Origin of the sequence: Mycobacterium sp. 1164966.3 (genome assembly GCF_001665395.1) — a bacterium.
Lineage (GTDB): Bacteria > Actinomycetota > Actinomycetes > Mycobacteriales > Mycobacteriaceae > Mycobacterium.
In genome coordinates this window covers 12,131-33,607 of the sequence record NZ_LZSG01000060.1, presented here as the reverse complement: position 1 = coordinate 33,607, position 21,477 = coordinate 12,131, and the positions used below count along the sequence as shown (strand labels likewise).

Here is a 21,477-nt window from a genome sequence, read left to right as displayed (position 1 = left end):
AATCGTGACCATCTCGTACTCCCTGGAACTGCCGACCCACCGTGTCGACGCCGTATCTGAATTCGTCACCGCCGAAGCGATCTCCGAAATCGCCCGCGTCGGCGAGGCCAGCGGATTCGCCGCCGTGCATGTCACCGACCACCCCGCCCCCGATGCGAAATGGCTCGATTACGGCGGACACCATGCCTTGGACCCGTTCGTCGCGCTGTCATTCGCAGCAGCCGCCACGACGAACGTGAAGCTGCTCACCAACGTCTACATTGCCGCTTACCGCAATCCCTTCCTGGGCGCGAAGTCGATCCAGAGCCTTGATGTCCTCTCTGGTGGCAGGCTGATACTCGGCACCGCCGCGGGGTACCTCAAGCCCGAATTCAGAGCGCTGGGAATAGATTTCCACAACCGCGGCGCGTTGCTCGACGAGGCGCTGGATGTACTGGTCAAGGTGCTCACCGGTGAGGATGTCGCCTATGAGGGCACCTCGTTCGCCGCCCGCGGTGTACGCCTGTATCCCGTACCGGCGACTCCCCCTCCGATCTGGGTTGGCGGCAACAGCAAGCCCGCCGTCCGCCGCGCGGTTGGCCGTGGGCAAGGGTGGGCGCCCTTTAACACGTTCGGCTACGCCACCGCGTCACGGACCGCAGAGATCTCGACGCTCGACGAATTAGCGGCAGCAATCACGTGGGCGAGGAAGTACGCGGCCGAGATCGGCCGTACGGAACCTCTGGACATCTGTTTCTCGGCAGGCAACCTGCTGGACGAAAGCAAGTCGACCGACGAACGGCACGCCACGATCGCCAAGCTCGAAGCGATGGGCGTGACCTGGCTGACCATCGCACCTCAGGGGGCTACCCGGTCCGAGGTCATCGATCACGCGCAGGCCTTCGCAGCGGAGTTCATCGCATAAGGCTGTCGGCTGCGAAGGCATCCACGCTGATGCGCCGATGCGCGAACAGCCAGCGCCCGTCCAGCGGAACGAGAACGTCGCGATAGCGTCCCCAGTGGTCGAGACCGATGTCAGTATGGACGGCGAAATAGCTACTGACCTCAACCCGGTGCTTGGCAACAGACCCGAACCGGATGCTCGAAACGTGATGGCGCACATGTGTTGGCACCGGTCTCGCCAGATCGGGACTTTTGGCCATGGCAGCGCCGAGCCCGGTCTCGATCTCTGCGGGCCCGGTGAGCGGTTGCGCTCCTCCGGTGAATTCGAGCACACCATCGGGCCCGAAGCAGGCCGCCAGACCGTGCAGATCAAACCGGTCGGTGGCCGCTGTGTAATCGGCGAGCGTCTGGCGTACCGACTCACGGATCGCAAGCTCCCAGGTATCCATCTGCTCTCCCTCAAGACTTGGCTGGAAATTGCGTTCTCGCACACGATAACGTCTATTCTCATGCCGCAACCCAGCCTGCTTGATCTGTTGACCCCCGCCACCACCGCCCTGGTTACCCAGGAATGCCAGGGAGGCGTGATCGGTCCCCAGGCCGGTCTGCCCATGCTCGCCGAAGAAGCCAGACGAGAAGCGATCCCGAACATCGCCACGCTCCTCAAGGCCGCTCGCAATGCTGGCGTATCGGTCGTCCATTGCCTGATGCAAAAGCGCCCAGACAACCGTGGGTCCAACACCAACGCCAGGCTGTTCATGGCGGGAAAGTCATTTACCGCCGATTTGACGCCGGGCAGCCCGGGCGGCTCGCTACTGCCTGAGTTCGGCCCGGATCCAAGCGATCTCGTCTTGACCCGCACGCACGGTGTCGGACCGATGACAGGCACCGACCTCGACTCGGTACTGCGTAACCTCGGAGTTCAAACCATCGTGGGCGTGGGTGTCTCGGTGAACATCGCGATTCAGAACTTTGTGATGGACGCGGTCAATCGCAGTTACCAGTTCGTGCTTCCCCGTGATGCGGTGAGTGGCTACCCACGCGAATATGCGGAATCAATCATCGACAACACGCTGGCCCTGCTGGCTACGGTGACCACCACCGAAGCGGTCGTGAAAGCGTGGAACGAACTCTCGGGACCCGGCCCCCGATAGATGTGCCGGAGCGTTGGTGATAACGTCATTTCCATATAGCGTAAACGGCCATATTCGCTGCTCTGGAGGGATCAGTCACATGTCTACCCGGTCCTTGCCCTATCCGGTCTTCGACATCGACAACCACATGTACGAGACGACGGACGCGCTCACCAAGTACCTGCCCAAAGAGCACCGTGGCAAGGTCGGCTACGTCGAGGTCCACGGACGGCCGAAGCTTGTCGTCAAGGACCACATCAGCCACATGATTCCCAACCCGACGTTCGCGCGCGTCGCGAGGCCGGGCAGCGCCGAGGACTACTTCTTGGGCAACAATCCGGAGGGGCTCAATTTTCGCGAGTTCATCGGTGAAGCAATGGATGTCATTCCCGCATACCAGTATCCGGGTCCTCGGCTGGAGCTGATGGATGAGCTTGGCATCGATCAGTGCGTCATGTACCCCACCCTCGCCAGTCTCATCGAGGAGCGCACCACCGACGACGTCATCTTGACCCACGCAATCATCCACGCCCTCAACGAGTGGATGCACGAACACTGGACGTTCAACTACCACGACCGCATCTTCGCGACGCCGGTCATCTGTCTGCCCCTGGTCGACGAGGCCATCAAGGAGCTGCACTGGTGCCTCGAAAGGGGAATGAAGACGTTCTTGGTGCGGCCCGCTCCGGTGCCCAGCCGCTTCGGCGGCTCCCGGTCGATGGGTCTGCCCGAGTTCGACCCGTTCTGGAGAGAAGTGGTCAACGCGGGCATTCCGGTGACCATGCACGCGTCAGACAGCGGATACCAGAAGCACCTCATGGAATGGGAGGGTGGCGACGAATACCTCTCGTTCAAGCCGAGCGCGCTGCGCGAGGTGGTGATGGGCCACCGCGCCATCGAGGACACCCTGGCCGCGATGATCTGTCATGGTGCGTTGTCCCGCTTCCCCGACCTGAAGATTTTCTGCGTCGAGAATGGCAGCGGTTGGGTGCGTAACCTTCTCGAACAGCTCAACACGGCGTACAAGATCATGCCCAAGGAGTTCGACGAGCACCCTGTCGAGGTGTTCAAACGCAACATCTACATCCACCCGTTCCTCGAGGACGACGTCAAGGGGATCGTCGACATCATGGGCGAGGATCACGTGATGTTCGGCTCCGACTTTCCCCACCCCGAGGGCATCGGCGATCCGTTGAGCTTCGTCGACCGGCTCGACGGCATCTCCGATACGGCGAAGGCGAAGATCATGGGCGGCAACGCTATTGAGCAGTTGGGGCTCAAGGTCCCGGTATGACGCAGGCCTCCCCCACCGTCTACGAGGGCATCTCCGGGTTCGAGAAGCACGTCAGCCAGCACCTCGGCTACAGCGGGTGGCACGAGGTCACGCAGAAAGAGATCGACCTGTTCGCCGAGGCGACCGGTGACAACCAGTGGATTCACGTCGACGCGGAGCGGGCGGCCAAAGGACCGTACGGCAAGACGATCGCGCACGGATATCTCACGCTGTCGCTGGTTCCCATTCTGGTGCAACAGATTTACCGGGTGACGGGACTGTCGATGCAGGTGAACTACGGCTCGGACAAGCTTCGCTTTCCGGCCCCAGTGCCCGTGGACTCCCGGATCCGCGCCGGAGCCGAACTGATCAAGGTGGAGCGCAACGACAAGGGCGGCCGGGCCACCGTGCGGGTCACCGTCGAGGTTGAGGGGTCCGACCGACCGGCATGCGTGGTGGACACCATCGCGGCCATGGTCGATGCCTGAACCTATGCGTTCAGCAGCCGTTCGCCGATAACCTGATCGTCACGCAGCTTCGCCAACTCGTCGGCCGATAGTCCGAGGGCGCCTAGCACCTCGTCATTGTGTTGACCGAGCGTCGGCGATGGTGCGCGGTGATGCCGCAGGGGTCCCGGCGCGATCCGAAATGGCCAGCCCGGGAACCGATGTCGCCCAGAGAGCGGATGGTCGAGCTCCTCGTAAAAGCCGCGCGCGTCAAGCTGGTCGACGTCGTACATCCGGTCCGCAGTGAGGATCCGCTCCGCGGGTGTTCCGGCCCGCCGCAGACAGTCGGCGGCTTCGTCCGAGGTTCGGGCCACAGTCCATTCTGCGAGCACCTCGTCGAGTGCGTCGTGGTTGTGCAGCCGTGCCTCCGGTGAGGCGAACCGGGAGTCGTCGCGTAGCTCGGGTCGACCAATCACCTCGACGACGGCGGCCCAGTCGGGATCATCACGCACCGAAATGGCCACCCACTCATCATCGCCACTGGCCGGGTAGACACCTTGTGCGTAGCTGCGGTGTCGATTGCCCTCTCGTTCGCGCACCTGATGGGCCAGTGAGTATTCGATGACGGGCTCGGCGGTGACGGCCGCGCCGACCTCGATCTGTGCGACCTCGATCAGTTGGCCTTCACCGGTTCTGCGCTTGTGCTCGAGTGCGGCCAGCAGTGCGACGGTGGCGTGTACACCCACGATCGGATCGGCAGGCCCCTGCAGGTTGCACGGTGGACCATCGGGGTAGCCCGTGGCTGCCGACATCCCCGATAACTGCTCGAAGTTCAGTGCCCATCCGACGTAGTCGCGCCATGGACCTTCGAGCCCGAAGCCCGGCATACGGACCATGATGACGTCCGGATTCACCGTCAACAGCGACGCGTAATCCAAACCGAACTGCTCGACCACGCGCGGTGAGAAGTTCTCCACCACGACGTCCGCCTCGGCGGCCAGCTTCAGTGCCAATTCACGGCCGGCTTCGGTGCTGAGATTCAACGTGATATCGCGCTTGTTCAGGTTAGTGCCCTGCCACATCGGTCCTATCTCGTACCAGTCATCGCTGCTGCGCAGCAGCGAGCCCGAATACCGGTGTGCGTCCGGACGTTGGATCGATTCGACCTTAACGACGTCAGCGCCGAATGCACCCAGATAGCAGGTGAGGTAGGCGCCGGACCAGAATGTGCTCAGGTCGAAGACCTTCAGATCTGCGAACGGCATTGTCACATCGTCGACTGCGGATGCGGCGGGCATCGTCCGGCGATCGTGCGAAGAAGCTGCCGCTCTGTCGCCGAGCTGCGGCGCTGGTTTCGGTGGCTCAACCGGCGTGCGGGCCAACCGGAACGGTGCGCCCGGTCGCAGGAAGCGTTGGCCCCCCACTTCGCTTGCGATAAAGAATCCCCGTTCGCGGTACTGGGGACAGTCGAGGATGGATGCTCCGTCGTTGACCGGCGCCGCGGGGATGCGCATCGCCTGGCTCAACTCGACCAGATCGGCCACAGTCATCGAATCGAGCCAGGGCTGCGCCTTTGCGAAAAACTCCTCGCGTTCAGGGCGTCCCAGCATGATGGCTATCTGGTGATCTCCGAATTCCGGCAGTCCGACCATCGCGCAGACGTCCAGCCAGTGCTGCCCGGTCAAGCAGTTGATCCCGACCCAACCGTCGGCGGCGCGCACTATGCCGAGCATCGGACCCGCCTTTGAATTCGGCGGAAGACCAAGGCTTTTCAAGCGTTCAGCCATCAGCATCGGATACGCCAAAGTCGACAAGAGCGACTCGAACGCCGAGACATCAACCTCGATCACGCGCTCAAGGCCGGCATCCGCGACCCGCAGGGCCGTCAGCGCCCCGAGTGCGGCGTAGCTGCCCGCGATGTACTCGGGAATACGGGCGCCGGCCTGCACCGGCGGCCGGCCGAATTCGCGAGCGTTGACCCACCCTGACGCGGCCTGCAGGGTCAGCGACGTCGACTGGCGATTCCGGCGCGGGCCCTCCTGGCCGTAGTCGGAGATCCGGACGACCACGAGATTCGGATTGAGGCGTTGGAGAGCCTCACGATCGAGCCCCCAGTTGAACCTGTCGGCGGATCCGGCTGGCAGATCCTCGACGACCACGTCTGCTTGAGCAGTGTACCCACCGAGCGCATCGGGATGCGTCTCGAGATCGATTGTCAGACCGCGCTTTCCGGCGTTCAAATACTCAAACAGCCCACTCGACGGGCCCCAGCTTCGCAGCGGATCCCCCGCCGGCGACTCAACCTTGTACACGTCGGCGCCCAGATCGACGAGCAATTTCGTGCAATACGGCGCCGCAATGTCGGTTCCGACCTCGACGACTCGAAGCCCCGACAGGGATCCGGTCACGCAGGCACTCCGATCGCCTTGGGTTCCATGTATGTCCGCAGCCCCATCACGCGGCCGACCATGAACGCGGGCCCCTCGACGTGGATCAGCCGCTCGTTTGCTGTGCAGCCCCACTCGGCTTGGGCCAGCGCGTAGATCTCGTCGCCCCGGGCGAGCAGCGCGTCGCTGAGCTGTTGGAGGCAGCGAGACCGCTCGGCGGGATCTGCCGCCGGCCACGGCCCGCAATCAAAGACGGTGCGCGCTGCGCCAATCGCCCGCTCGACCTGTGCAGCGCCGGCGTTCGGCGCCGAGGCGATCACATGCTCTGTTGCCGGGTTGAGGACGTCGTATCGCCCGCTGTCCGGTTCGACCCATTGACCGTCGATGTAGACGCCATAGCTGTCGATGAGACTCGACTCGGCCATCACATCACTGGACCTTCCTGGTCGGTCGCCGAACTGCGCACTCCTCGGATGTGGATACGAGGATGCCCGACAGTTCTTCCAATTGTGTACACCCACTAATACATCACCGTCAACGATATCGATTTCAACTGGGTGAATAGTGATTGACATGAATGCTGCCTGTGCTGTAGACACAGCACTACCGGACATTTTTGAAATATCTGTCCAAGTCGTCGGTGTCGAGGAAGGCCCGTAGTGCCCGCTAACTCCACCCCCAGGCCAACGTCCACGTTGCCTTTGCACTCTCCGGACTTCTACGCCGGCGATCCGTACCCGGGCTATCGGGAGCTGCGCAACAGCACGCCGGTCGTCTGGAATGACGTGACGAACTTCTGGGCCCTGACCAAGTACGAGGACATCCGACAGGTCTCCGGTCACCCCATGACGTTCACGTCGACGAAGGGCATCTCGATTCCAGATCCCGCGATGCCGAGCCCGGTGCAGGAGGGAAATCTGATCTTCACCGATCCACCGCGGCACCGGCAGTTACGCAAGCTGATCAACTCGGGCTTCACCCGGCGGCAAGTCACGTTGCTGGAACCCAAGGTGCGGCAGATCGTCAAGGGCATTCTCGACGGCGTCGACCCGTCACGGGACTACGAGTTTGCCGAGGAGATTGCCGCGCCGCTGCCGACCCGGATGATCGCGGAGATGCTCGGCGCGCCGGCCGAGGACTGGGAGCAGTTCCGGGCATGGTCGGACGCGGCGGTGGGTACCGCCGACCCCGACATCGAGCTGGACAACATGGTGGCACTCGGTGAGCTGTACGAGTACTTCACCAAGCTGATCGACGCGCGGCGCTCCGGCAAGGTCACCGGCCAAGACGACCTGCTGTCCATCTTGGCGGCCGCCGAGGTCGACGGCGAGCACCTCACCGATGCCGACCTGCTCAACTTTTCGTTCCTGCTGCTGGTTGCCGGCAACGAGACCACACGCAACCTGATCGCGCTGGGCACGCTGGCGCTGCTGGACCATCCCGATCAGTTCGCCCTACTTCGCTCGAAGCCCGAGCTTCTGCCGCTGGCCGTCGAAGAGATGCTGCGGTTCACCAGCCCGGTGACCCACATGGCGCGCGAAGCCACCCAGGACGTCGAAATTCGTGGCCAGCAGATCATGGCCGGCGAAACGGTGGTCATGCTCTACGGTGCGGCCAACCGCGACGAGGAGATCTTCGGCCCCACCAGCGAGGAGTTCGACATCACCCGAAACCCGAACCCCCACATAGCCTTTGGCGCCGGCGAACACGCGTGTCTGGGGGCGCAACTGGCACGGCTGGAGGCAAGGGTGATGTTCGAGGTGCTCCTAGGCGCCTATCCGAGCATCGAACTGACCGGCGATGTGACGCGGCTGCGCGCCACGATGGTGCCGGGCGTCAAGCGCATGCCGGTACGGATGGGAGCTGGTGTCTGATGGATTTCGACTACACCCCTGAACAGAAGCAGCTGCGACAGAACTACCGCGAACGCCTTGAGGCTGTCATGACTCCCGAACGGCGCAAGGCCGTCGCGGGGATGCTGGAGGGCGGCGCGGCGGTCGCCGAGTGCCGGCGTGCGCTCGGCGAGGCAGGATTGCTCGGTGTCGCATGGCCGGTCGAATACGGCGGTAGCGGCCTCACGGCGCTTGAGCAGTACATCTTCGGCGAGGAAGCACGACGCGTGCACGCACCGCTGCCAATGATCACGCTGAACACTGTCGGGCCCACGCTGATTCAGTACGGAACCGAGGAGCAGAAGCAGAAGTTCCTCCCCGCGATCCTCAAGGGCACCGTCGATTTCGCAATCGGCTACTCCGAGCCCGGCGCGGGAAGCGACCTGGCCTCATTGCGGACCAGCGCAGTGCGCGACGGCGACGAATTCGTGATCAACGGCTCCAAGATGTTCACCAGCGGCGCGGAATTCGCCGACTACATCTGGCTGGCCGCCCGCACCGATCCAGACGCCAAGAAGCACAAGGGCATCACGGTATTCATCGTGCCCACCGACTCGCCCGGCTTTTCCTGGAAGCCCCTGCCTACGATGCCCGGTGTTTCGACGTACTACACCTTCTACGACGACGTGCGGGTGCCGGAGAGCGCTATCGTGCTCGGCGAGAACCAGGGCTGGAAGCTCATTACCAACCAGCTGAACCTCGAACGTGCGGCGCTCGGCAACCTGGGTGCGCTGGAGCCATTGTTCGACAAGACGTTGGAGTGGGCCAAGACCACGGAACTCGACGACGGGTTCGTCATCGACCAGCCGTGGGTGCAACAGGCATTGGCACGGGTAGAGGCACAGGTCGCGGCCTACCGACTGCTCAACCTGCGGGTGAACACCAACATCAGCTCCGGCGGTCTGGGTATGGGCGAGGCCTCGGCCGCAAAGGTTTTCGGTACCGAGCTCACCCAGCAGGTGGCCCGCGAGCTGCTCGACGTGGTGGGCCAGGCCGGCCTGCGCAAGGATGCGTCGGCCCCGCTCAAGGGCGAACTCGAGAGCGCCTACCGACTCGCCGTCATTAACACATTCGGCGGCGGCGCCAACGAACTGCAACGCGACATCATCGCCATGGCTGGTCTCGGAATGCCGCGCGCGCCCCGCGACATGCGAGCCTCCTGAAAGGAATGTCGGCACCTATGACCGAAATGGCCAAAGGCGAACTGCGCCAGCGACTCGACGCGCTGATCGGCACGCCCACCGACGGAGTCGGCAAACCTGCCCGCGCACCCGATCCGGTGAACCCCGCGATGATCCGGCACTGGGCGCATGCGTTGGACGACATGAACCCGGCCTACCTCGACGAGGAGTTCGCCCGCAACTCTCGCCACGGCGGCTTGGTCTCGCCGCCGGTGATGCTGCAGAGCTGGACGATGCCCCCACCGAAGCTGGCCGGCATTCGCGAGCGCGGCGGTGTGCCGATCGAAATCAAGAGCAACCCACTGCAGTTCCTGTCCGACGCGGGCTACACCGGCATCATCGCAACGAACTCCGAGTTCGAGATCGAACGCTATCCCCGAGTCGGAGACCAGATCACCGCCGAAACGGTGTTCGATTCGATCTCCGACGAAAAGAAGACGGCGATGGGCGACGGCTTCTTCGTCACCTGGGTGACCACCTACCGCGACCAGAATGACGAGATCATCGGCCGCCAGTGGTTCCGCACCCTGCGATTCAAGACGAGTGGGGCCCCCGCCGGAACGGCCGGGGACTGATGGCCAGCAGACTCGCCCCTTCAATCAGTCCCGACACCGAGTTCTTCTGGTCGGGCTTGAAAGACAACGAACTTCGCATCCAGCGCTGCGCAGACTGCCAGAGGTTGCGCGTCCCACCACGACCGATGTGCGGTAACTGCCAGTCGCTAAAGTGGGACCATGTCGTCGCATCGGGTCGCGGCACGGTGTATAGCTTCGTGATGCCGCAGTACCCGCCGCTGCCGTTCCTCCAGTACCCATATGTCGTTGCGCTCATCGAACTCGAAGAGGGTGTCCGCATCGTCTCGAACCTCCGCGACATCGAGCCCTCCGCCATCGAGGTCGGCATGCCCGTCGAAGTCTTTTACGAGACTTTTGAAGCTCTCCCGAGTGGCGACGAGTTGGTGCTGCACCAATTCCGGCCGGCTGGCTGAGCAAAGGCGAGGGAAAGCAATGGATTTCACCTTCACCGAAGAACAAGAGACAGTCGGCAAAGTGGCGCGTCAGCTGTTCGAGCACCGCGCCACGCCCGAACATCTGACCGAACATGAGTCCGGCGACGTGCGTTACGACGCCGCGCTGTGGAACGAACTCGCATCCGCCGACCTGCTCGGCATTGCACTGCCCGAATCCGTGGGCGGCAGCGGCGGTGGATTCCTGGAGTTGGGTGTCCTGCTCAGCGAGGTCGGGTTCAGCGTCGCACCGGTACCGGTCTACGCCACGCTTGTTCTGGGCGCGGATACGATTGCACGGCACGGTGATTCCGTGTTGCAGCAACGGTATCTGCCGGGCGTGGTCGACGGCAGCACGATCCTCACCGCTGCGCTCGTCGAACCGGGCAACTCCGACCCGACAATACCGCGCACCACCGCACGATCCGACGGCGACGCCTGGCGGCTCGACGGCCGCAAGGAGCTTGTGCCCGCGGCACAACTCGCATCGGCCATCGTGGTGTCGGCGCGTACCGAGGACGGTGCGGGACTCTTCATCGTCGACAGCGGAAGCGATGGCGTGGCCATCACACCGGTGTCCACTACCAACGGTGAACCCCACGCCGATGTGGAGTTGACGGGAGCGTCCGGCCGCCGGCTCGCCGAACACGACGCCGGGAATATAGTCGGCTCGCTCTATATCCGGGCGCTCGTCGGCTTGTCCGCAATCCAAATCGGCGTCGTGGAAAGGGCTTTGAAACTGGCAGCCTCCTACACCGGCGAGCGTGAACAGTTCGGCCGCCCCATTGGGTCCTTCCAGGCCGTGCAGCAGCGCCTCGCAGACGCATTCATCGACGTCGAAGCCATCAGGTGGACCACGTGGCACGCGGCATGGCTGATCGCCCAGGGACGACCGGCTGATCGCGAGGCCGCCATCGCCAAGTTCTGGGCCGCCGAGGCAGGCGCCCGCGTCGCGGCCTCGGCCCAGCAGGTGCATGGCGGCATGGGGATCGACATCACCTACCCGCTGTCCCGTTATTTCTTGTGGGCCAAGCAGAATGAACTTGCACTGGGCTCGGCGTCGCAGCAGCTGGCCCGGCTCGGCAACGCATATGCGGAAGGAAGTGGCAAATGACCTCCACCATCAAGCGCACCACGACCCTGGCGTGGAACGCCATCAATGTGGGTGACGAGGTCACACCGATGGACGTGCCCGTGACCACCACACTGATCGTCGCAGGCGCCATCGCCTCGCGCGACTACATGCCAGTGCACCACGACCGCGACTTCGCCAATTCCCAAGGCTCCAAGGACATTTTCCTCAACATCCTGACCACCAACGGGCTATGTGTGAAATTTCTGCACGACTGGGCCGGACCCGAAGCAATGATCAAGAAGCTTTCTGTTCGCCTCGGTGTTCCCGCATACCCAAACGATCCCTTGCACTTCGAAGGCAGCGTTACCGACAAATCGTCGGCCGACGGCGAAGGCTTGGTGGAGGTTACCTTCAAGGGCAGCAACAGTTTGGGTGACCACGTCTCCGGCACCGCTGTGCTCAGTCTTCTCGACGGGGTCGATGCATGAGCGCAGGCATCGGCGGGAAAACCGCTCTCGTCGGTATCGGCCAGACGGAATTCTCAAAGGAGTCTGGCCGCACCGAAATGCAGCTTGCCTGCGAGGCGGTCAAGGCTGCCATCGACGATGCGGGCCTGCGGCCGCACGATATCGACGGCATGGTGACGTTCACCGTCGATGAGAACGAGGAGATCGAGGTCGCGCGCAACGTGGGCATCGAGAACCTCACGTTTTTCACCAGGGTGCCGCACGGCGGCGGGGCAGCAGCGGGCACCGTGATGCAGGCCGCGATGGCGGTCGCGACCGGTGCCGCCGAGGCAGTGGTGTGCTACCGCGCGTTCAACGAGCGCTCCGGCTTCCGTTTCGGCGGGGCTGGACGCCAACCCGGTGTGACGCCGTTGTGGATGGCTCCGTATGCCCCGTTCGGGTTCATGACGCCGGCCGCGTGGGTCGCCTTGCACGCCCAGCGGTACATGTCGACGTACGGGGTCACCAACGCCGCCTTCGGCAAAATCTCGGTCATCGACCGCAAACATGCCGCCAATAATCCGGACGCCTGGTTTTACGGCAAGCCGATATCCCTTGAGCACCACCAGCAGTCGCGCTGGATCATCGAGCCGGTGCTGCGCCTGCTGGATTGCTGCCAGGAAAGCGACGGCGGCGTCGCGATGGTGGTGACCACCGTCGAGCGGGCGCGAGATCTGCCCAACCCTCCTGCTGTGATTACCGCGGCCGCCCAAGGCGCGGCCTACGACGGCGAAGTGATGACGAGTTACTACCGGGAAGAGATCACCGGACTACCCGAAATGGGCGTGGTGGGCGACAAGTTGTGGCGCGACTCCGGACTGAAACCGAATGACATCTCGACGGCGTTCCTCTACGACCACTTCACGCCGTTCGTGTTCACTCAACTCGAGGAACTCGGGTTCTGCGGACGCGGCGAGGCCAAGGATTTCGTGTCGATCGACGAGCTGTCGTTGGGCGGGCGGATGCCGATCAACACCAACGGCGGACTGCTCGGCGAGGCCTACATCCACGGGATGAACGGCATCACGGAAGGAGTGCGACAGGTACGCGGCACGTCCCACAACCAGGTCGATCACGTCGAACACGTACTGGTCACGTCGGGCACCGGCGTCCCGACCAGCGGACTGATCCTCGCGCCCGACAGGTGAGCCGTAGCCCCGGCTACTCTGATCGGGAACTAGAAAGGGGTCCTCAATGACGCAGGCAACGGCGACCGACACCCGCGCTGCCATCATCGCGGCGGCCTTCGCCTGCTTCCGGACCCAGAGCCTGGCCAAGACGACCATCGTCGACATCGCGCGGGCCGCCGATGTGTCCCGCAGCACGTTCTACGAATACTTCCGGGACAAGGAGACAATCGTCGAGGCCTGTGCCGAGGCGGCATCGCAGCGGTTCTACCGCAACATGGCCAAGGCGATCGACCGGCGCGGCGGTAGCACGCTGGAGGGCCGGCTCGTGGAAGCCGCCGTCTTCGTCACCCAGGCACGCCGGGTCGTCGAGCCCGAGGCGTACTTCGACGAGGCGGAAGTCAACCTGATGATGACGAAGAACGCCGCCATGCTTCTCAAGGAATGCACCGAGTTCCTGGCGCCGTACGTATCCGCCGCCAGGCTGACCGGCGAGGTCCGAAGTGACCTCGACATACCCACTGCGACCGAATGGTTCGCTCGAATTCTGTTCTCGCTGTTCACGACTCCGTCGCCGACGATCGATATGCGTGACGACGACGCGGTCGCCGAATTCGTGCGGGCCTATGTCGTGAATGGATTCCTCGACGGCCGTTCGCGACGCCGCTAGACGTCAGGCCTCAGCCGACCTTACGCACGGGAACATTGGACCAGCCGCAGACATTCGTCATCGCCACCCGCTGCAGCCCGTCGCGGTCGACCTCATATTCGGGGAGTAGGTCCAGCAACGCGTCGAGCGCAATCCGACTTTCCATGCGCGCCAGAGCCGCACCGAGACAACTGTGTATCCCGTACCCGAACGCGAGGTTGAAACCCATCCTGCGGTCTCGATCGATGTCCAACCGGTCGGGATCGTCGAACATTCGCTCGTCCCGGGTCGCCGAGCCGGTAACCAGTAGCACTGCACTGCCCGCCGGAATCGTTGTCCCGTAATACGTCACATCGCGTGTGGCGGTCCGGACCTGATACTGCGAGGGCGCCTCGTACCGCAGCAGCTCCTCTACCGCGGCCGGGATTTTGCTGCGGTCGTTGCGAAGCTTGCGCCACTGGTCGGGAAAGTCGGCGAACGCGACCATCGCGTTGCCCACCAGTTTGGTCACCGTTTCGGCGCCCGCCCCGCCGAGCATTGTTGCGAAACCGGTGATGTCAACGTCGGTCAGCTTCTCCACCACGCCGTCACGTTCGATCTCCGTCTCGATCAGACGGCTGATCATGTCGTCTTCGGGGTGGGCCCTCCGCTGCTGCACCAGGTTGTAGTAATAGAGACCGGTGTTAACCGACGCCTGGTAACCCCGCTTGGTGGTGGCGATCTCGCCGGGATGACGCTCTAGGAGCAAATCCAGCCAGACGCGGATCTGATCGCGGTCCTGTTTCGGCACGCCGAGCATCGTCGTGATGACCTCGTTGGGGAAAAAGGCCGAAAAGTCAGCCACGACGTCGAAGGACACTGGATTCAACGCCTCGATACGCTCAAAAACCTTCTCGCGCACCATGTCTTCCAATGCGGCGATCGCCCGGGGGGTGAACACATTGCTGACGAGCCTGCGCATCTTCTGATGTTCAGGCGGATCCATCGAGATGATCACCTTCGGCACCGGGATGGCGTCGTCATGGGCCTTGACCATGTCCAGCGTGGCACCCTTGGCCGATGAGAACGTTTCGTGGTCTTTTGTCGCGGGTGTTACGTCGTCGTAGCGCGTGAGCGCCCAGAAATCCCACTTCGCGTTGTAATAGATGGGTGACTCGTCGCGAAGCCGTCGATAGGTGTCATAGGCCCCGTTGAAGAATTCGGTCGAGAACGGGTCGAATTCGGTGGATATCGCCGAGTTCACAGGATCGCCCCGGATTCCTTGTACTTCGTAATCATCTCCCAGTCGATGCCCGCGTCCATCAAGATTTCCTCAGTGTGCTGGCCGTGCTCGGGCGCTCCGGGTGGGATGACCGCCTGTTCGTCGAATTGAACGGGATTGGTGGGCAATACAAATGGCACCCCGTTCATGGTTTCGGTATGCGCGACGTACCCGTTCGCGACGACGGCGGGGTCCTGACAAAGCTCGGCCGGCGTCTGCACGATTCCCCACGCTCCTGAGAGCACCGCCAGAGTATCGCGCCACTCGGCCAAGGTGCGTTTGGCAAACCCCTCGTCCAGCAGCGCTACCAGACTGACTCGATTCTCGAAGCGCGATGCGGGATCCGCGAATCGCGGATCGTCCACCAATTCGGGAAGACCGATCACCCGCATCGCCTCGGCGTAGAACTTGTCGAGTTGCAGCATCATCAACTGCACGTAGCGATGGTCTTTCGTGCGGTACGTAGCCACCAGCGGATTGGGAGAGTCGGCGTGTCCGTACTTGGGAATGGCGCTGCCACCGTGTATTTGGCTCACCGCGACGTCGGGGCTGAGGTTCCATGCGGCCAACCCGAGGAGGGAAACATCGACCACCGAGCCTTTCCCAGTCGTCGCCTTTTTGTAGAGCGCGGCGGCGATCCCTCCCGCGATTGTCATCCCGCCGAGCAGGTCGCCGAACGCGGGCCGCGAGCGCACCAACTCGTCGGCTTCCTCGGTCAGAACGTTGGCGATTCCGCCACGCGCCCAGTAGGACACGCCGTCGTAGCCGGGCTTGTCGGCATCGGGCCCCTTCGGCCCATGCCCTGATCCCCTTACATAAACGATGCTCGGGTTGGCCTCTCTGATGTCCTCGACGTCGATGCCGAGCTTCTTGCGGCGCTCGGGCAGGTAACTGGTCAAGAACACATCGCACGTCTTGGCCAGCTCGCGCACTACTTCCTGACCGCCCGGCGTGCTCAGATCCACCCCGATGGATTTCTTTCCTCGATTTGGGATTTCGATCATGTAGTTGACCGACTCGCCGCCCGCGTCGACGATCCCCATCGTGACCAGGCCGCGCTGCGGATCACCGCCGTCACGCGGCTCGACCTTGATGACTTCTGCGCCCCACTCTGCAAGGACCGCGCCGGCCGAGGGCACGAACGTCCACGCGGCGACCTCAAGCACACGAACCCCGCTGAGCACCTTGTCGTCGGAAATGACGCCCTCCCCAACTTGCGATAACTGGCATTTACGTAAATGAGAATGTCACTTTCGCTTTGCATTGTAAACGGGCTACGGCCGCCGTGAGAGCCGCCCGGGTTGCTCGGGATCTCCGTGCTCCCAGAACGCCCGCCAAGTCGGCATCCGCTGCGGCATGGCCGCGCGAAGCGGTACTTCCTTCGGCCACCGGATGAACTCCGGCCCGGGCCGTTCGGTCACATCGACGGAATACCACGGATGCTCACGCCTCTTGACGAAGTACCATCGGCCGTCGCGTCGTTCGTAGACATCGTCGTAGCGCATCGCGATGACGTACCACCCGTCACCGTCCTCGTGCTCCGCTCGGCAGTACACCGATCCCGTCGCGTGATCGGCGTCGATGAAGTCGAACTGGTGTCCGCAGATCAGGTGAATGCTGCGGTAGAACCGCCGCAAGACCCCGTCATACCAGCGCCGCAATGCGTCCCGGCCACGGCCCTGCGCGCCGGCGTCGACATCATCGACGAAAAGCGCCACCAGTGTGTTCAGGTCGCGGGCATCCAAGGCCATGGCATAGCGGCTGGGCAGCTGACTGATCGCCAAACTGGACTCGATCCGATCCAGACGGTCCGGCGATGCCATGGCTGCAGTGTAGTTCGCAGGCAGGTCGAACGAGAACCGGTGTTCTCGTCTGACGAAAAGGGAACTATCCTGTTGAGGCCCAATGAACGTCCCACGAGGATCCCGACCACATGCCCTTCCCGACCATCGTCCCCACGATCCCGCGACTGGTGAGATCGTGCGCGGCGAGTTTCGGCGACAAGCCGTTCCTCATCGCCGACGGACAGGCGCTGACGTACCACGATCTCGACGTGCGTTCGTCGCGGTTGGCGATGGCGCTGCTCGCTGAGGGCATCGTAAAGGGCGACCACGTCGGGATTCTGATGCCCAACAGCGTGGAGTGGGCGCTCACCTGGTTCGCGGCCACCCGCATCGGGGCGGTTGCCGTTCCGCTCAACACGTTCTACAAGGCATCCGAACTGGCATGGACTGCCCGTCACGCAGACCTGAAAGCGATCCTGGCCTGGTCGGCCTTCCGCAACCACGATTTCGTCGAGCGGCTCGAAGAGGCGCTACCCGGTCTCGCCGATCAGCGTGAACCGGGCCGCATCGTCCTGCGCCAGACGCCTTTTCTGCGCACGATCAGGGTGTGGGGACCGTGTGATCGGTCTTGGGCGACGGCATTCGAGGACATGGAAGTACCGGCCGGCGTCTATGCTGATTTCCTTCTCGATGTCGAGTCCTGCGTAACCCCGGCCGATGAGGCGATGATCATTTACACCTCGGGCAGCACGGGTGACCCGAAGGCACCGGTGCATACACAAGGCACGTTGGTTCGCCACACCTACAACCTCACCTTCCAATACGGTTTAAGGCCCGACAGTGTCCTGTTCACCGCCATGCCGTTCTTTTGGGTGGGCGGACTGATCACCGGATTGCACGGCGTGATTCACCACGGCGCCACGCTTGTCACCCAGCCTGCGTTCGATGCGGCGGACGCCTTGGAGTTGATGGAGCGGTATCGCGCGACCATCGCGCTGGGTTGGCCACAACAGGGTAAGTCTGTGTCCGAGCACCCCGATTTCATCAAACGCGACCTGAGTTCGGTGCAGCGCACCAGCATGCCTGCGATGGTGCCGCCCGACAGGCGCCCCAAAGGACCGAATGCCTTAGGCATGACCGAACTGTGCGGCAATCACATCGGCGTGGACCCTTATCCGCCGCAGCCGCCGGATCGAGCTGAGACCGGAGGGTTTTCGGTCGAGGGTCTCAGCCACGTCCTGGTCGATCCTCGGACCGGTGTACCGGTCCCGCTCGGGACGGAAGGTGAGATCTGGGTTCGCGGCTACTCATTGATGCAGCGCCTCTATAAGCGTGAGCGCGAGGATGTGTTCACCGCGGAGGGGTACTACCGGACCGGTGATTGCGGCGTCGAGTACGACGACGGCTGGATCAGATTCACCGGCCGATTGGGCGATCTGATCAAGACAAGCGGCGGAACTAACGTCACACCGAGCGAAGTCGAGCTGGCACTTGTCGAGTGCGACGGCGTACTCGAAGCCTATGTGGTCGGTGCCGAGAGCCCCGAGGAGGGAACGGTGGTTGCGGCCGCGGTGGTGCCGCGCGGCGAATCGACGCTCGACAACGAGATATTGCAGCGGCAACTGCGGGGCCGACTTTCGGCATACAAGGTGCCGAAGTTCATCTGGGTTACCTCGAAGCAGGATCTTCCATTCACCGCGACCGGGAAGGTCAAGAAGGTGGAGCTGGCGCAGCAGCTCAGCGGACTGATGGTGCGCGGCGAGGTTTAGCACGTCGCCTCCAGGCCCACGAGCGGTCGCGATACCCTCGCGGAGAATCCTGATTCTCACATGTCAGAATTACCTCAACTACGCCGCAGAGGGAGCGACTATGAGGGACCGCCAGCCCAGCATTGCAGGGACACGAATGCTGATTATCGGCGCGTCCTCCGGCATCGGACAGGCATTGGCCGTTAGCGCCCACTCCCGGGGCGCTACCGTGGCGCTTGCCGCGCGGCGGATGGACCTCCTCTCGGAACTGGCCAATCAGCTTCACGGATCGGCGCACGAGCTCGACGTGTCCGACCCGCGTAATATCGAATCCGTCGTCGGCGACGTCGTGGCCATGTTCGGCAAGCTCGATGTGGTGGTGTTCACCAGTGCCGTAGTGCCATTCGCGCTGATTGAAGAGACTGAAGTGGAGACCTGGCTGCATGCGTACGCCGTCAATGCCGTTGGCGCCTCCCATGTTCTGCGTGCGACCCTCCCCCATCTGGCCGACGACGCGGTGATCATCGTCGCGTCGAGCCACGACGTTGGCCGGCCTCGCGCAGGTGTGGCCGCCTATCACGCCAGCAAGGCGGCACTCGACGAGATCCTGCGGTCCTGGCGGGCCGAGCATCCCGATCTCGCCGTGATCCGGGTCAGCGTCGGGCCTACCGCAGACACCGAAATTCTGCGCGGAGCCGACCGCGACTTACTGGCCGATTTGTACCGTAGCTGGGTGGCACACGGCCAGATTCCAGACGAGATGTCCACAGTCGAAGACGTGGCCAATGCCATGCTTTCTCTGATCGCCATTTCGCGCGCCAACCCCACGGTGGTCAGCGAAATCGTGCACCTCGCGCCCCGAATCATCAAGAACCAGCCGGCTGCGACCGGCAGCTGATCGGCGAAGAAGCAAAGACGATGAACGCCAAGCCGTTACGGGTAGCCGTCATTTCCACCGGTTGGATCAGCAGTCTGGCGATACGCGCGATAATGCGGCGGCCGCACCTCAAGCTGGTTGGGGTGTGGGTGCACAGCGCGGACAAGACCGGTCGTGACGCCGGCGAAATCGTCGGGCTAGGCCAGCTCGGCATCACCACCACCAACGATCTCGACGACATCATCACGCTGAAGCCCGATTGCGTCGTCTACGGCGCGGCCAGCGCTGAGATGGATGCCGCCGCGGTGCGCGACTACCTGCGTCTGCTCGGCGGCGGACTCAACGTGGTCACCACCAACACACCCGGAATGATGTTCCCCGACAAATGGATTCCCGAACTCGCCGACCAGGTACGCGCAGCCGCCCTGGCCGCCGGGGTGACCATCTACACCTCAGGTATCGAGCCCGGCTTCGCCGGCGACCAGTTCGCGGTATTGCTGACCACACTGTCAAACACCATCCGGTCGATTCGCGCGCAGGAGATCTTCGACTACTCGGCCTATCCGAACCAGGACCTGATGGTCACCGCGATGGGATTCGGCAAGCCGCTCGACTTCACTCCGCTGCTCGAACTCGAAGGCGCCCAGCAATTCGCCTGGGGCCCGCCCATCGGCCTGGTCGCCAAAGCGCTCGGCGTCGAACTCGACGAGGTCGCCGAGAAGTACGAACGCCTGATCACCCCACGTGATCTCCATGTGGCATGCGGGACCATTCCTGCCGGCACGGTTGGCGCCGTTCGCGCCGAAGCCACCGGCGTGGTCAACGGCCAGCCGGTGATCACCATTGAACACATCAACCGGATGGCTCCCGACCTGGCGCCGGAGTGGGCGACGGCACCCAACGGCACATACCGCCTCATCATCGAGGGCCAACCTCATATCCAGTGCGACCTGAGGCTCGGCACCGAGGACACGCCGGAGTCGGCCAACGACAACGCAATGGAAGCGACCGCCATGCGCGTCGTCAACGCCATTCCCTACGTCATCGATGCCGCACCGGGAATCGCGACGTCGCTGGATCTGCCGATCACCGCACCGCTCAACGCATTTGACCTCCGCTAGACGCGCGACTGACGGCTCACGATCGAACGTCCCGACAGCGGATTGGCGATCACGCCGGGCGGGGCGTCGATGACGTCGGGAATCGCATTGACAGCGGCCATCGCCGTGACGGCCACACCCGGGTTTACCCGGTCGGTTGCCGACTGCTCGAAATGCAACTCCAGGCTCATACTCGGACTGCCCTCAACGCGGAACACCATGCCGCCTTCACCCTCACGGGCCGGCTTGGGCCAGCGATCGGGCCATGGCGTGCTGCTGACTGTCGCGAAGTATTGCACGGCGACAACCGGTCTCGCACCGACTATGCCGGCAAGTTGCCAGCGGTGGGCACAAATCGTCCCCTCCGGAATGACACCTAACGCGGTCGCCAGATCCGACGGTGCAAGCAGCGTCTCCCAATCCAGTTCTATCCGGTCCAGCTCGACACCGAGGATGTCAGCGATGTAGCGCACCACCGTGTCCCAGTCCTTGCTCACCTTCCCCGAGGCGATGCGAAGCGGCACATGACCGTCGGGCTTCCCGAAGCCCATCGACTCGTGCAAGACGTCCCAGATCGGATAGGCCTCGTCCAGATCGAGCGCGTACTCGTCCATTCGATACGAGTCGACCTGACCTGCCCCCGCGAAAAGAGCGGTTGGGATGTTCAGGCTGATAAAACCAGGCTCACTGCCGGTCGCGTAGAACGTCGAGTTACCTTTGGCTGCGGCACTTTCGAGGACGTCGCGCCATTCGGCGGGGGCCGCGGCTGGATAGACCATCGGGATGATGGAGAACGTCACCACGTTGATGCCCGCCTCGAGGTAGCAGGCAATGTCGGCGATGGCTTCGTCTTCGCGTCGGACTGCTGTCGCGCAGTAGGCGACACAGTCCGGAGCCAAAGCCAAGACCGCTGATATGTCGTCGGTCGCCGCTATGCCGACATCCGCCGTCCCACAGAGTTGGCCGGCATCCACCCCGACCTTCTCCGGTGTCGACACCTTGACGCCCACGAGTTCCAGCACAGGATCGTCGATGATTGCCCTCAGCGCCTCGCGGCCGGTCAGCCCGGTACCGACGTGGACCACGCGGTAGCGCCGCTTACCTTGAGTCTCCAATGTCTCATTGCTCCTTGTATTTTCGGCACGAAGCA

General features: G+C 63.2%; 22 protein-coding genes. 15 read left to right on the top strand and 7 right to left on the bottom strand.

The genetic code is table 11. From position 1 onward, the window contains the following. The first annotated feature begins 4 nt into the window (after positions 1–4). Positions 5–904 carry a TIGR03619 family F420-dependent LLM class oxidoreductase gene (locus A9W99_RS20765; RefSeq protein ID WP_067382566.1) on the top strand — a complete coding sequence of 300 codons (900 nt, stop codon included), beginning with the start codon at positions 5–7 and terminating at the stop codon, positions 902–904. On the opposite strand, the gene A9W99_RS20760 is transcribed toward A9W99_RS20765, so the two are convergent. Beyond that, the gene (locus tag A9W99_RS20760) at positions 894–1,331 is read right to left on the bottom strand and encodes a nuclear transport factor 2 family protein (protein ID WP_067382563.1); all 438 of its coding nucleotides are present in this window, start codon (positions 1,329–1,331) and stop codon (positions 894–896) included. The two genes, A9W99_RS20765 and A9W99_RS20760, sit on opposite strands and share 11 nt — an antisense overlap. Before the next feature lie 60 nt (positions 1,332–1,391). Here A9W99_RS20760 and A9W99_RS20755 point away from each other — a divergent pair, with 60 nt between their 5' ends. From A9W99_RS20755 to A9W99_RS20745, 3 genes are all read left to right on the top strand, one after another. Beyond that, positions 1,392–2,036, top strand: coding sequence for a cysteine hydrolase (locus A9W99_RS20755; RefSeq protein WP_067382560.1), 645 nt, complete (start codon positions 1,392–1,394; stop codon positions 2,034–2,036). A 79-nt stretch (positions 2,037–2,115) separates the two neighbouring features. Continuing rightward, positions 2,116–3,309 carry an amidohydrolase family protein gene (locus tag A9W99_RS20750; RefSeq protein WP_067382558.1) on the top strand — a complete coding sequence of 398 codons (1,194 nt, stop codon included), beginning with the start codon at positions 2,116–2,118 and terminating at the stop codon, positions 3,307–3,309. Further along, entirely contained in the window at positions 3,306–3,776 is a 471-nt protein-coding gene (locus A9W99_RS20745) for a MaoC family dehydratase (protein ID WP_067382555.1), read from the top strand. The genes A9W99_RS20750 and A9W99_RS20745 overlap by 4 nt, the downstream gene beginning before the upstream one ends. 2 nt (positions 3,777–3,778) lie before the next feature. On the opposite strand, the gene A9W99_RS20740 is transcribed toward A9W99_RS20745, so the two are convergent. Together A9W99_RS20740 and A9W99_RS20735 are read right to left on the bottom strand one after the other, a co-directional pair. Beyond that, on the bottom strand, positions 3,779–6,142 hold the full coding sequence (locus A9W99_RS20740) for a CaiB/BaiF CoA-transferase family protein (RefSeq protein WP_067382552.1): 2,364 nt from the start codon (positions 6,140–6,142) through the stop codon (positions 3,779–3,781). Continuing rightward, positions 6,139–6,546, bottom strand: coding sequence for an aldehyde dehydrogenase family protein (locus tag A9W99_RS20735; RefSeq protein WP_067382550.1), 408 nt, complete (start codon positions 6,544–6,546; stop codon positions 6,139–6,141). The genes A9W99_RS20740 and A9W99_RS20735 overlap by 4 nt, the downstream gene beginning before the upstream one ends. A gap of 276 nt (positions 6,547–6,822) precedes the next feature. On the opposite strand from A9W99_RS20735, the gene A9W99_RS20730 reads away from it, so the two are divergent. From A9W99_RS20730 to A9W99_RS20695, 8 genes are read left to right on the top strand one after another with little or no spacing between them, the layout of a single operon-like run. Then, a complete protein-coding gene (locus A9W99_RS20730; RefSeq protein WP_067382547.1) occupies positions 6,823–7,995 on the top strand; it encodes a cytochrome P450 in 1,173 nt (390 codons plus the stop codon). After that, on the top strand, positions 7,995–9,176 hold the full coding sequence (locus A9W99_RS20725) for an acyl-CoA dehydrogenase family protein (RefSeq protein ID WP_067382544.1): 1,182 nt from the start codon (positions 7,995–7,997) through the stop codon (positions 9,174–9,176). Before A9W99_RS20730 ends, A9W99_RS20725 begins: the two co-directional genes overlap by 1 nt. A 17-nt stretch (positions 9,177–9,193) precedes the next feature. Continuing rightward, entirely contained in the window at positions 9,194–9,769 is a 576-nt protein-coding gene (locus A9W99_RS20720; protein ID WP_067382541.1) for a MaoC family dehydratase N-terminal domain-containing protein, read from the top strand. Continuing rightward, positions 9,769–10,182, top strand: a complete 414-nt coding sequence (locus tag A9W99_RS20715) for a Zn-ribbon domain-containing OB-fold protein (protein ID WP_067382538.1) — start codon at positions 9,769–9,771, stop codon at positions 10,180–10,182. The genes A9W99_RS20720 and A9W99_RS20715 overlap by 1 nt, the downstream gene beginning before the upstream one ends. A gap of 19 nt (positions 10,183–10,201) precedes the next feature. After that, positions 10,202–11,314 (top strand): acyl-CoA dehydrogenase family protein, encoded by a 1,113-nt coding sequence (locus A9W99_RS20710; RefSeq protein ID WP_067382536.1) that lies wholly within the window; start codon positions 10,202–10,204, stop codon positions 11,312–11,314. Then, complete coding sequence (locus A9W99_RS20705; protein ID WP_067382533.1) at positions 11,311–11,763, top strand: MaoC family dehydratase; 453 nt, start codon at positions 11,311–11,313, stop codon at positions 11,761–11,763. Before A9W99_RS20710 ends, A9W99_RS20705 begins: the two co-directional genes overlap by 4 nt. Next, positions 11,760–12,929 (top strand): lipid-transfer protein, encoded by a 1,170-nt coding sequence (locus tag A9W99_RS20700; RefSeq protein WP_067382530.1) that lies wholly within the window; start codon positions 11,760–11,762, stop codon positions 12,927–12,929. The genes A9W99_RS20705 and A9W99_RS20700 overlap by 4 nt, the downstream gene beginning before the upstream one ends. A 46-nt stretch (positions 12,930–12,975) precedes the next feature. Then, positions 12,976–13,578, top strand: coding sequence for a TetR/AcrR family transcriptional regulator (locus A9W99_RS20695; protein ID WP_067382527.1), 603 nt, complete (start codon positions 12,976–12,978; stop codon positions 13,576–13,578). Between the two features lie 10 nt (positions 13,579–13,588). On the opposite strand, the gene A9W99_RS20690 is transcribed toward A9W99_RS20695, so the two are convergent. From A9W99_RS20690 to A9W99_RS20680, 3 genes are all read right to left on the bottom strand, one after another. Further along, positions 13,589–14,800, bottom strand: a complete 1,212-nt coding sequence (locus A9W99_RS20690) for a cytochrome P450 (protein ID WP_253870146.1) — start codon at positions 14,798–14,800, stop codon at positions 13,589–13,591. Then, a complete protein-coding gene (locus A9W99_RS20685; protein WP_067382522.1) occupies positions 14,797–16,017 on the bottom strand; it encodes a CaiB/BaiF CoA-transferase family protein in 1,221 nt (406 codons plus the stop codon). The genes A9W99_RS20690 and A9W99_RS20685 overlap by 4 nt, the downstream gene beginning before the upstream one ends. A 75-nt stretch (positions 16,018–16,092) precedes the next feature. Then, positions 16,093–16,623, bottom strand: coding sequence for a nuclear transport factor 2 family protein (locus tag A9W99_RS20680; protein WP_067382644.1), 531 nt, complete (start codon positions 16,621–16,623; stop codon positions 16,093–16,095). Positions 16,624–16,751: 128 nt separating this feature from the next. Here A9W99_RS20680 and A9W99_RS20675 point away from each other — a divergent pair, with 128 nt between their 5' ends. The 3 genes from A9W99_RS20675 (at position 16,752) to A9W99_RS20665 (ending at position 20,348) form a co-directional block, all read left to right on the top strand. Further along, positions 16,752–18,371: a class I adenylate-forming enzyme family protein gene (locus A9W99_RS20675; protein WP_067382519.1), complete on the top strand. Its 1,620-nt coding sequence runs from the start codon at positions 16,752–16,754 to the stop codon at positions 18,369–18,371. A gap of 100 nt (positions 18,372–18,471) precedes the next feature. Next, positions 18,472–19,248 carry an SDR family oxidoreductase gene (locus tag A9W99_RS20670; protein ID WP_067382516.1) on the top strand — a complete coding sequence of 259 codons (777 nt, stop codon included), beginning with the start codon at positions 18,472–18,474 and terminating at the stop codon, positions 19,246–19,248. 65 nt (positions 19,249–19,313) lie between these two features. Beyond that, positions 19,314–20,348, top strand: a complete 1,035-nt coding sequence (locus A9W99_RS20665) for a dihydrodipicolinate reductase (RefSeq protein ID WP_082930131.1) — start codon at positions 19,314–19,316, stop codon at positions 20,346–20,348. On the opposite strand, the gene A9W99_RS20660 is transcribed toward A9W99_RS20665, so the two are convergent. Continuing rightward, positions 20,345–21,442 carry a dihydrodipicolinate reductase gene (locus A9W99_RS20660; RefSeq protein ID WP_371514975.1) on the bottom strand — a complete coding sequence of 366 codons (1,098 nt, stop codon included), beginning with the start codon at positions 21,440–21,442 and terminating at the stop codon, positions 20,345–20,347. The two genes, A9W99_RS20665 and A9W99_RS20660, sit on opposite strands and share 4 nt — an antisense overlap. Positions 21,443–21,477 lie beyond the last annotated feature (35 nt).

Bases quoted from the DNA above. Each gene is read 5' to 3' on its own strand.
- A9W99_RS20710 (WP_067382536.1), top strand. From the start codon at position 10,202: ATGGATTTCACCTTCACCGAAGAACAAGAGACAGTCGGCAAAGTGGCG.
- A9W99_RS20760 (WP_067382563.1), bottom strand. From the start codon at position 1,331: ATGGATACCTGGGAGCTTGCGATCCGTGAGTCGGTACGCCAGACGCTC.
- A9W99_RS20725 (WP_067382544.1), top strand. From the start codon at position 7,995: ATGGATTTCGACTACACCCCTGAACAGAAGCAGCTGCGACAGAACTAC.
- A9W99_RS20720 (WP_067382541.1), top strand. From the start codon at position 9,194: ATGACCGAAATGGCCAAAGGCGAACTGCGCCAGCGACTCGACGCGCTG.
- A9W99_RS20745 (WP_067382555.1), top strand. From the start codon at position 3,306: ATGACGCAGGCCTCCCCCACCGTCTACGAGGGCATCTCCGGGTTCGAG.
- A9W99_RS20675 (WP_067382519.1), top strand. From the start codon at position 16,752: ATGCCCTTCCCGACCATCGTCCCCACGATCCCGCGACTGGTGAGATCG.
- A9W99_RS20750 (WP_067382558.1), top strand. From the start codon at position 2,116: ATGTCTACCCGGTCCTTGCCCTATCCGGTCTTCGACATCGACAACCAC.
- A9W99_RS20695 (WP_067382527.1), top strand. From the start codon at position 12,976: ATGACGCAGGCAACGGCGACCGACACCCGCGCTGCCATCATCGCGGCG.
- A9W99_RS20755 (WP_067382560.1), top strand. From the start codon at position 1,392: ATGCCGCAACCCAGCCTGCTTGATCTGTTGACCCCCGCCACCACCGCC.
- A9W99_RS20670 (WP_067382516.1), top strand. From the start codon at position 18,472: ATGAGGGACCGCCAGCCCAGCATTGCAGGGACACGAATGCTGATTATC.
- A9W99_RS20705 (WP_067382533.1), top strand. From the start codon at position 11,311: ATGACCTCCACCATCAAGCGCACCACGACCCTGGCGTGGAACGCCATC.
- A9W99_RS20735 (WP_067382550.1), bottom strand. From the start codon at position 6,546: ATGGCCGAGTCGAGTCTCATCGACAGCTATGGCGTCTACATCGACGGT.
- A9W99_RS20700 (WP_067382530.1), top strand. From the start codon at position 11,760: ATGAGCGCAGGCATCGGCGGGAAAACCGCTCTCGTCGGTATCGGCCAG.
- A9W99_RS20715 (WP_067382538.1), top strand. From the start codon at position 9,769: ATGGCCAGCAGACTCGCCCCTTCAATCAGTCCCGACACCGAGTTCTTC.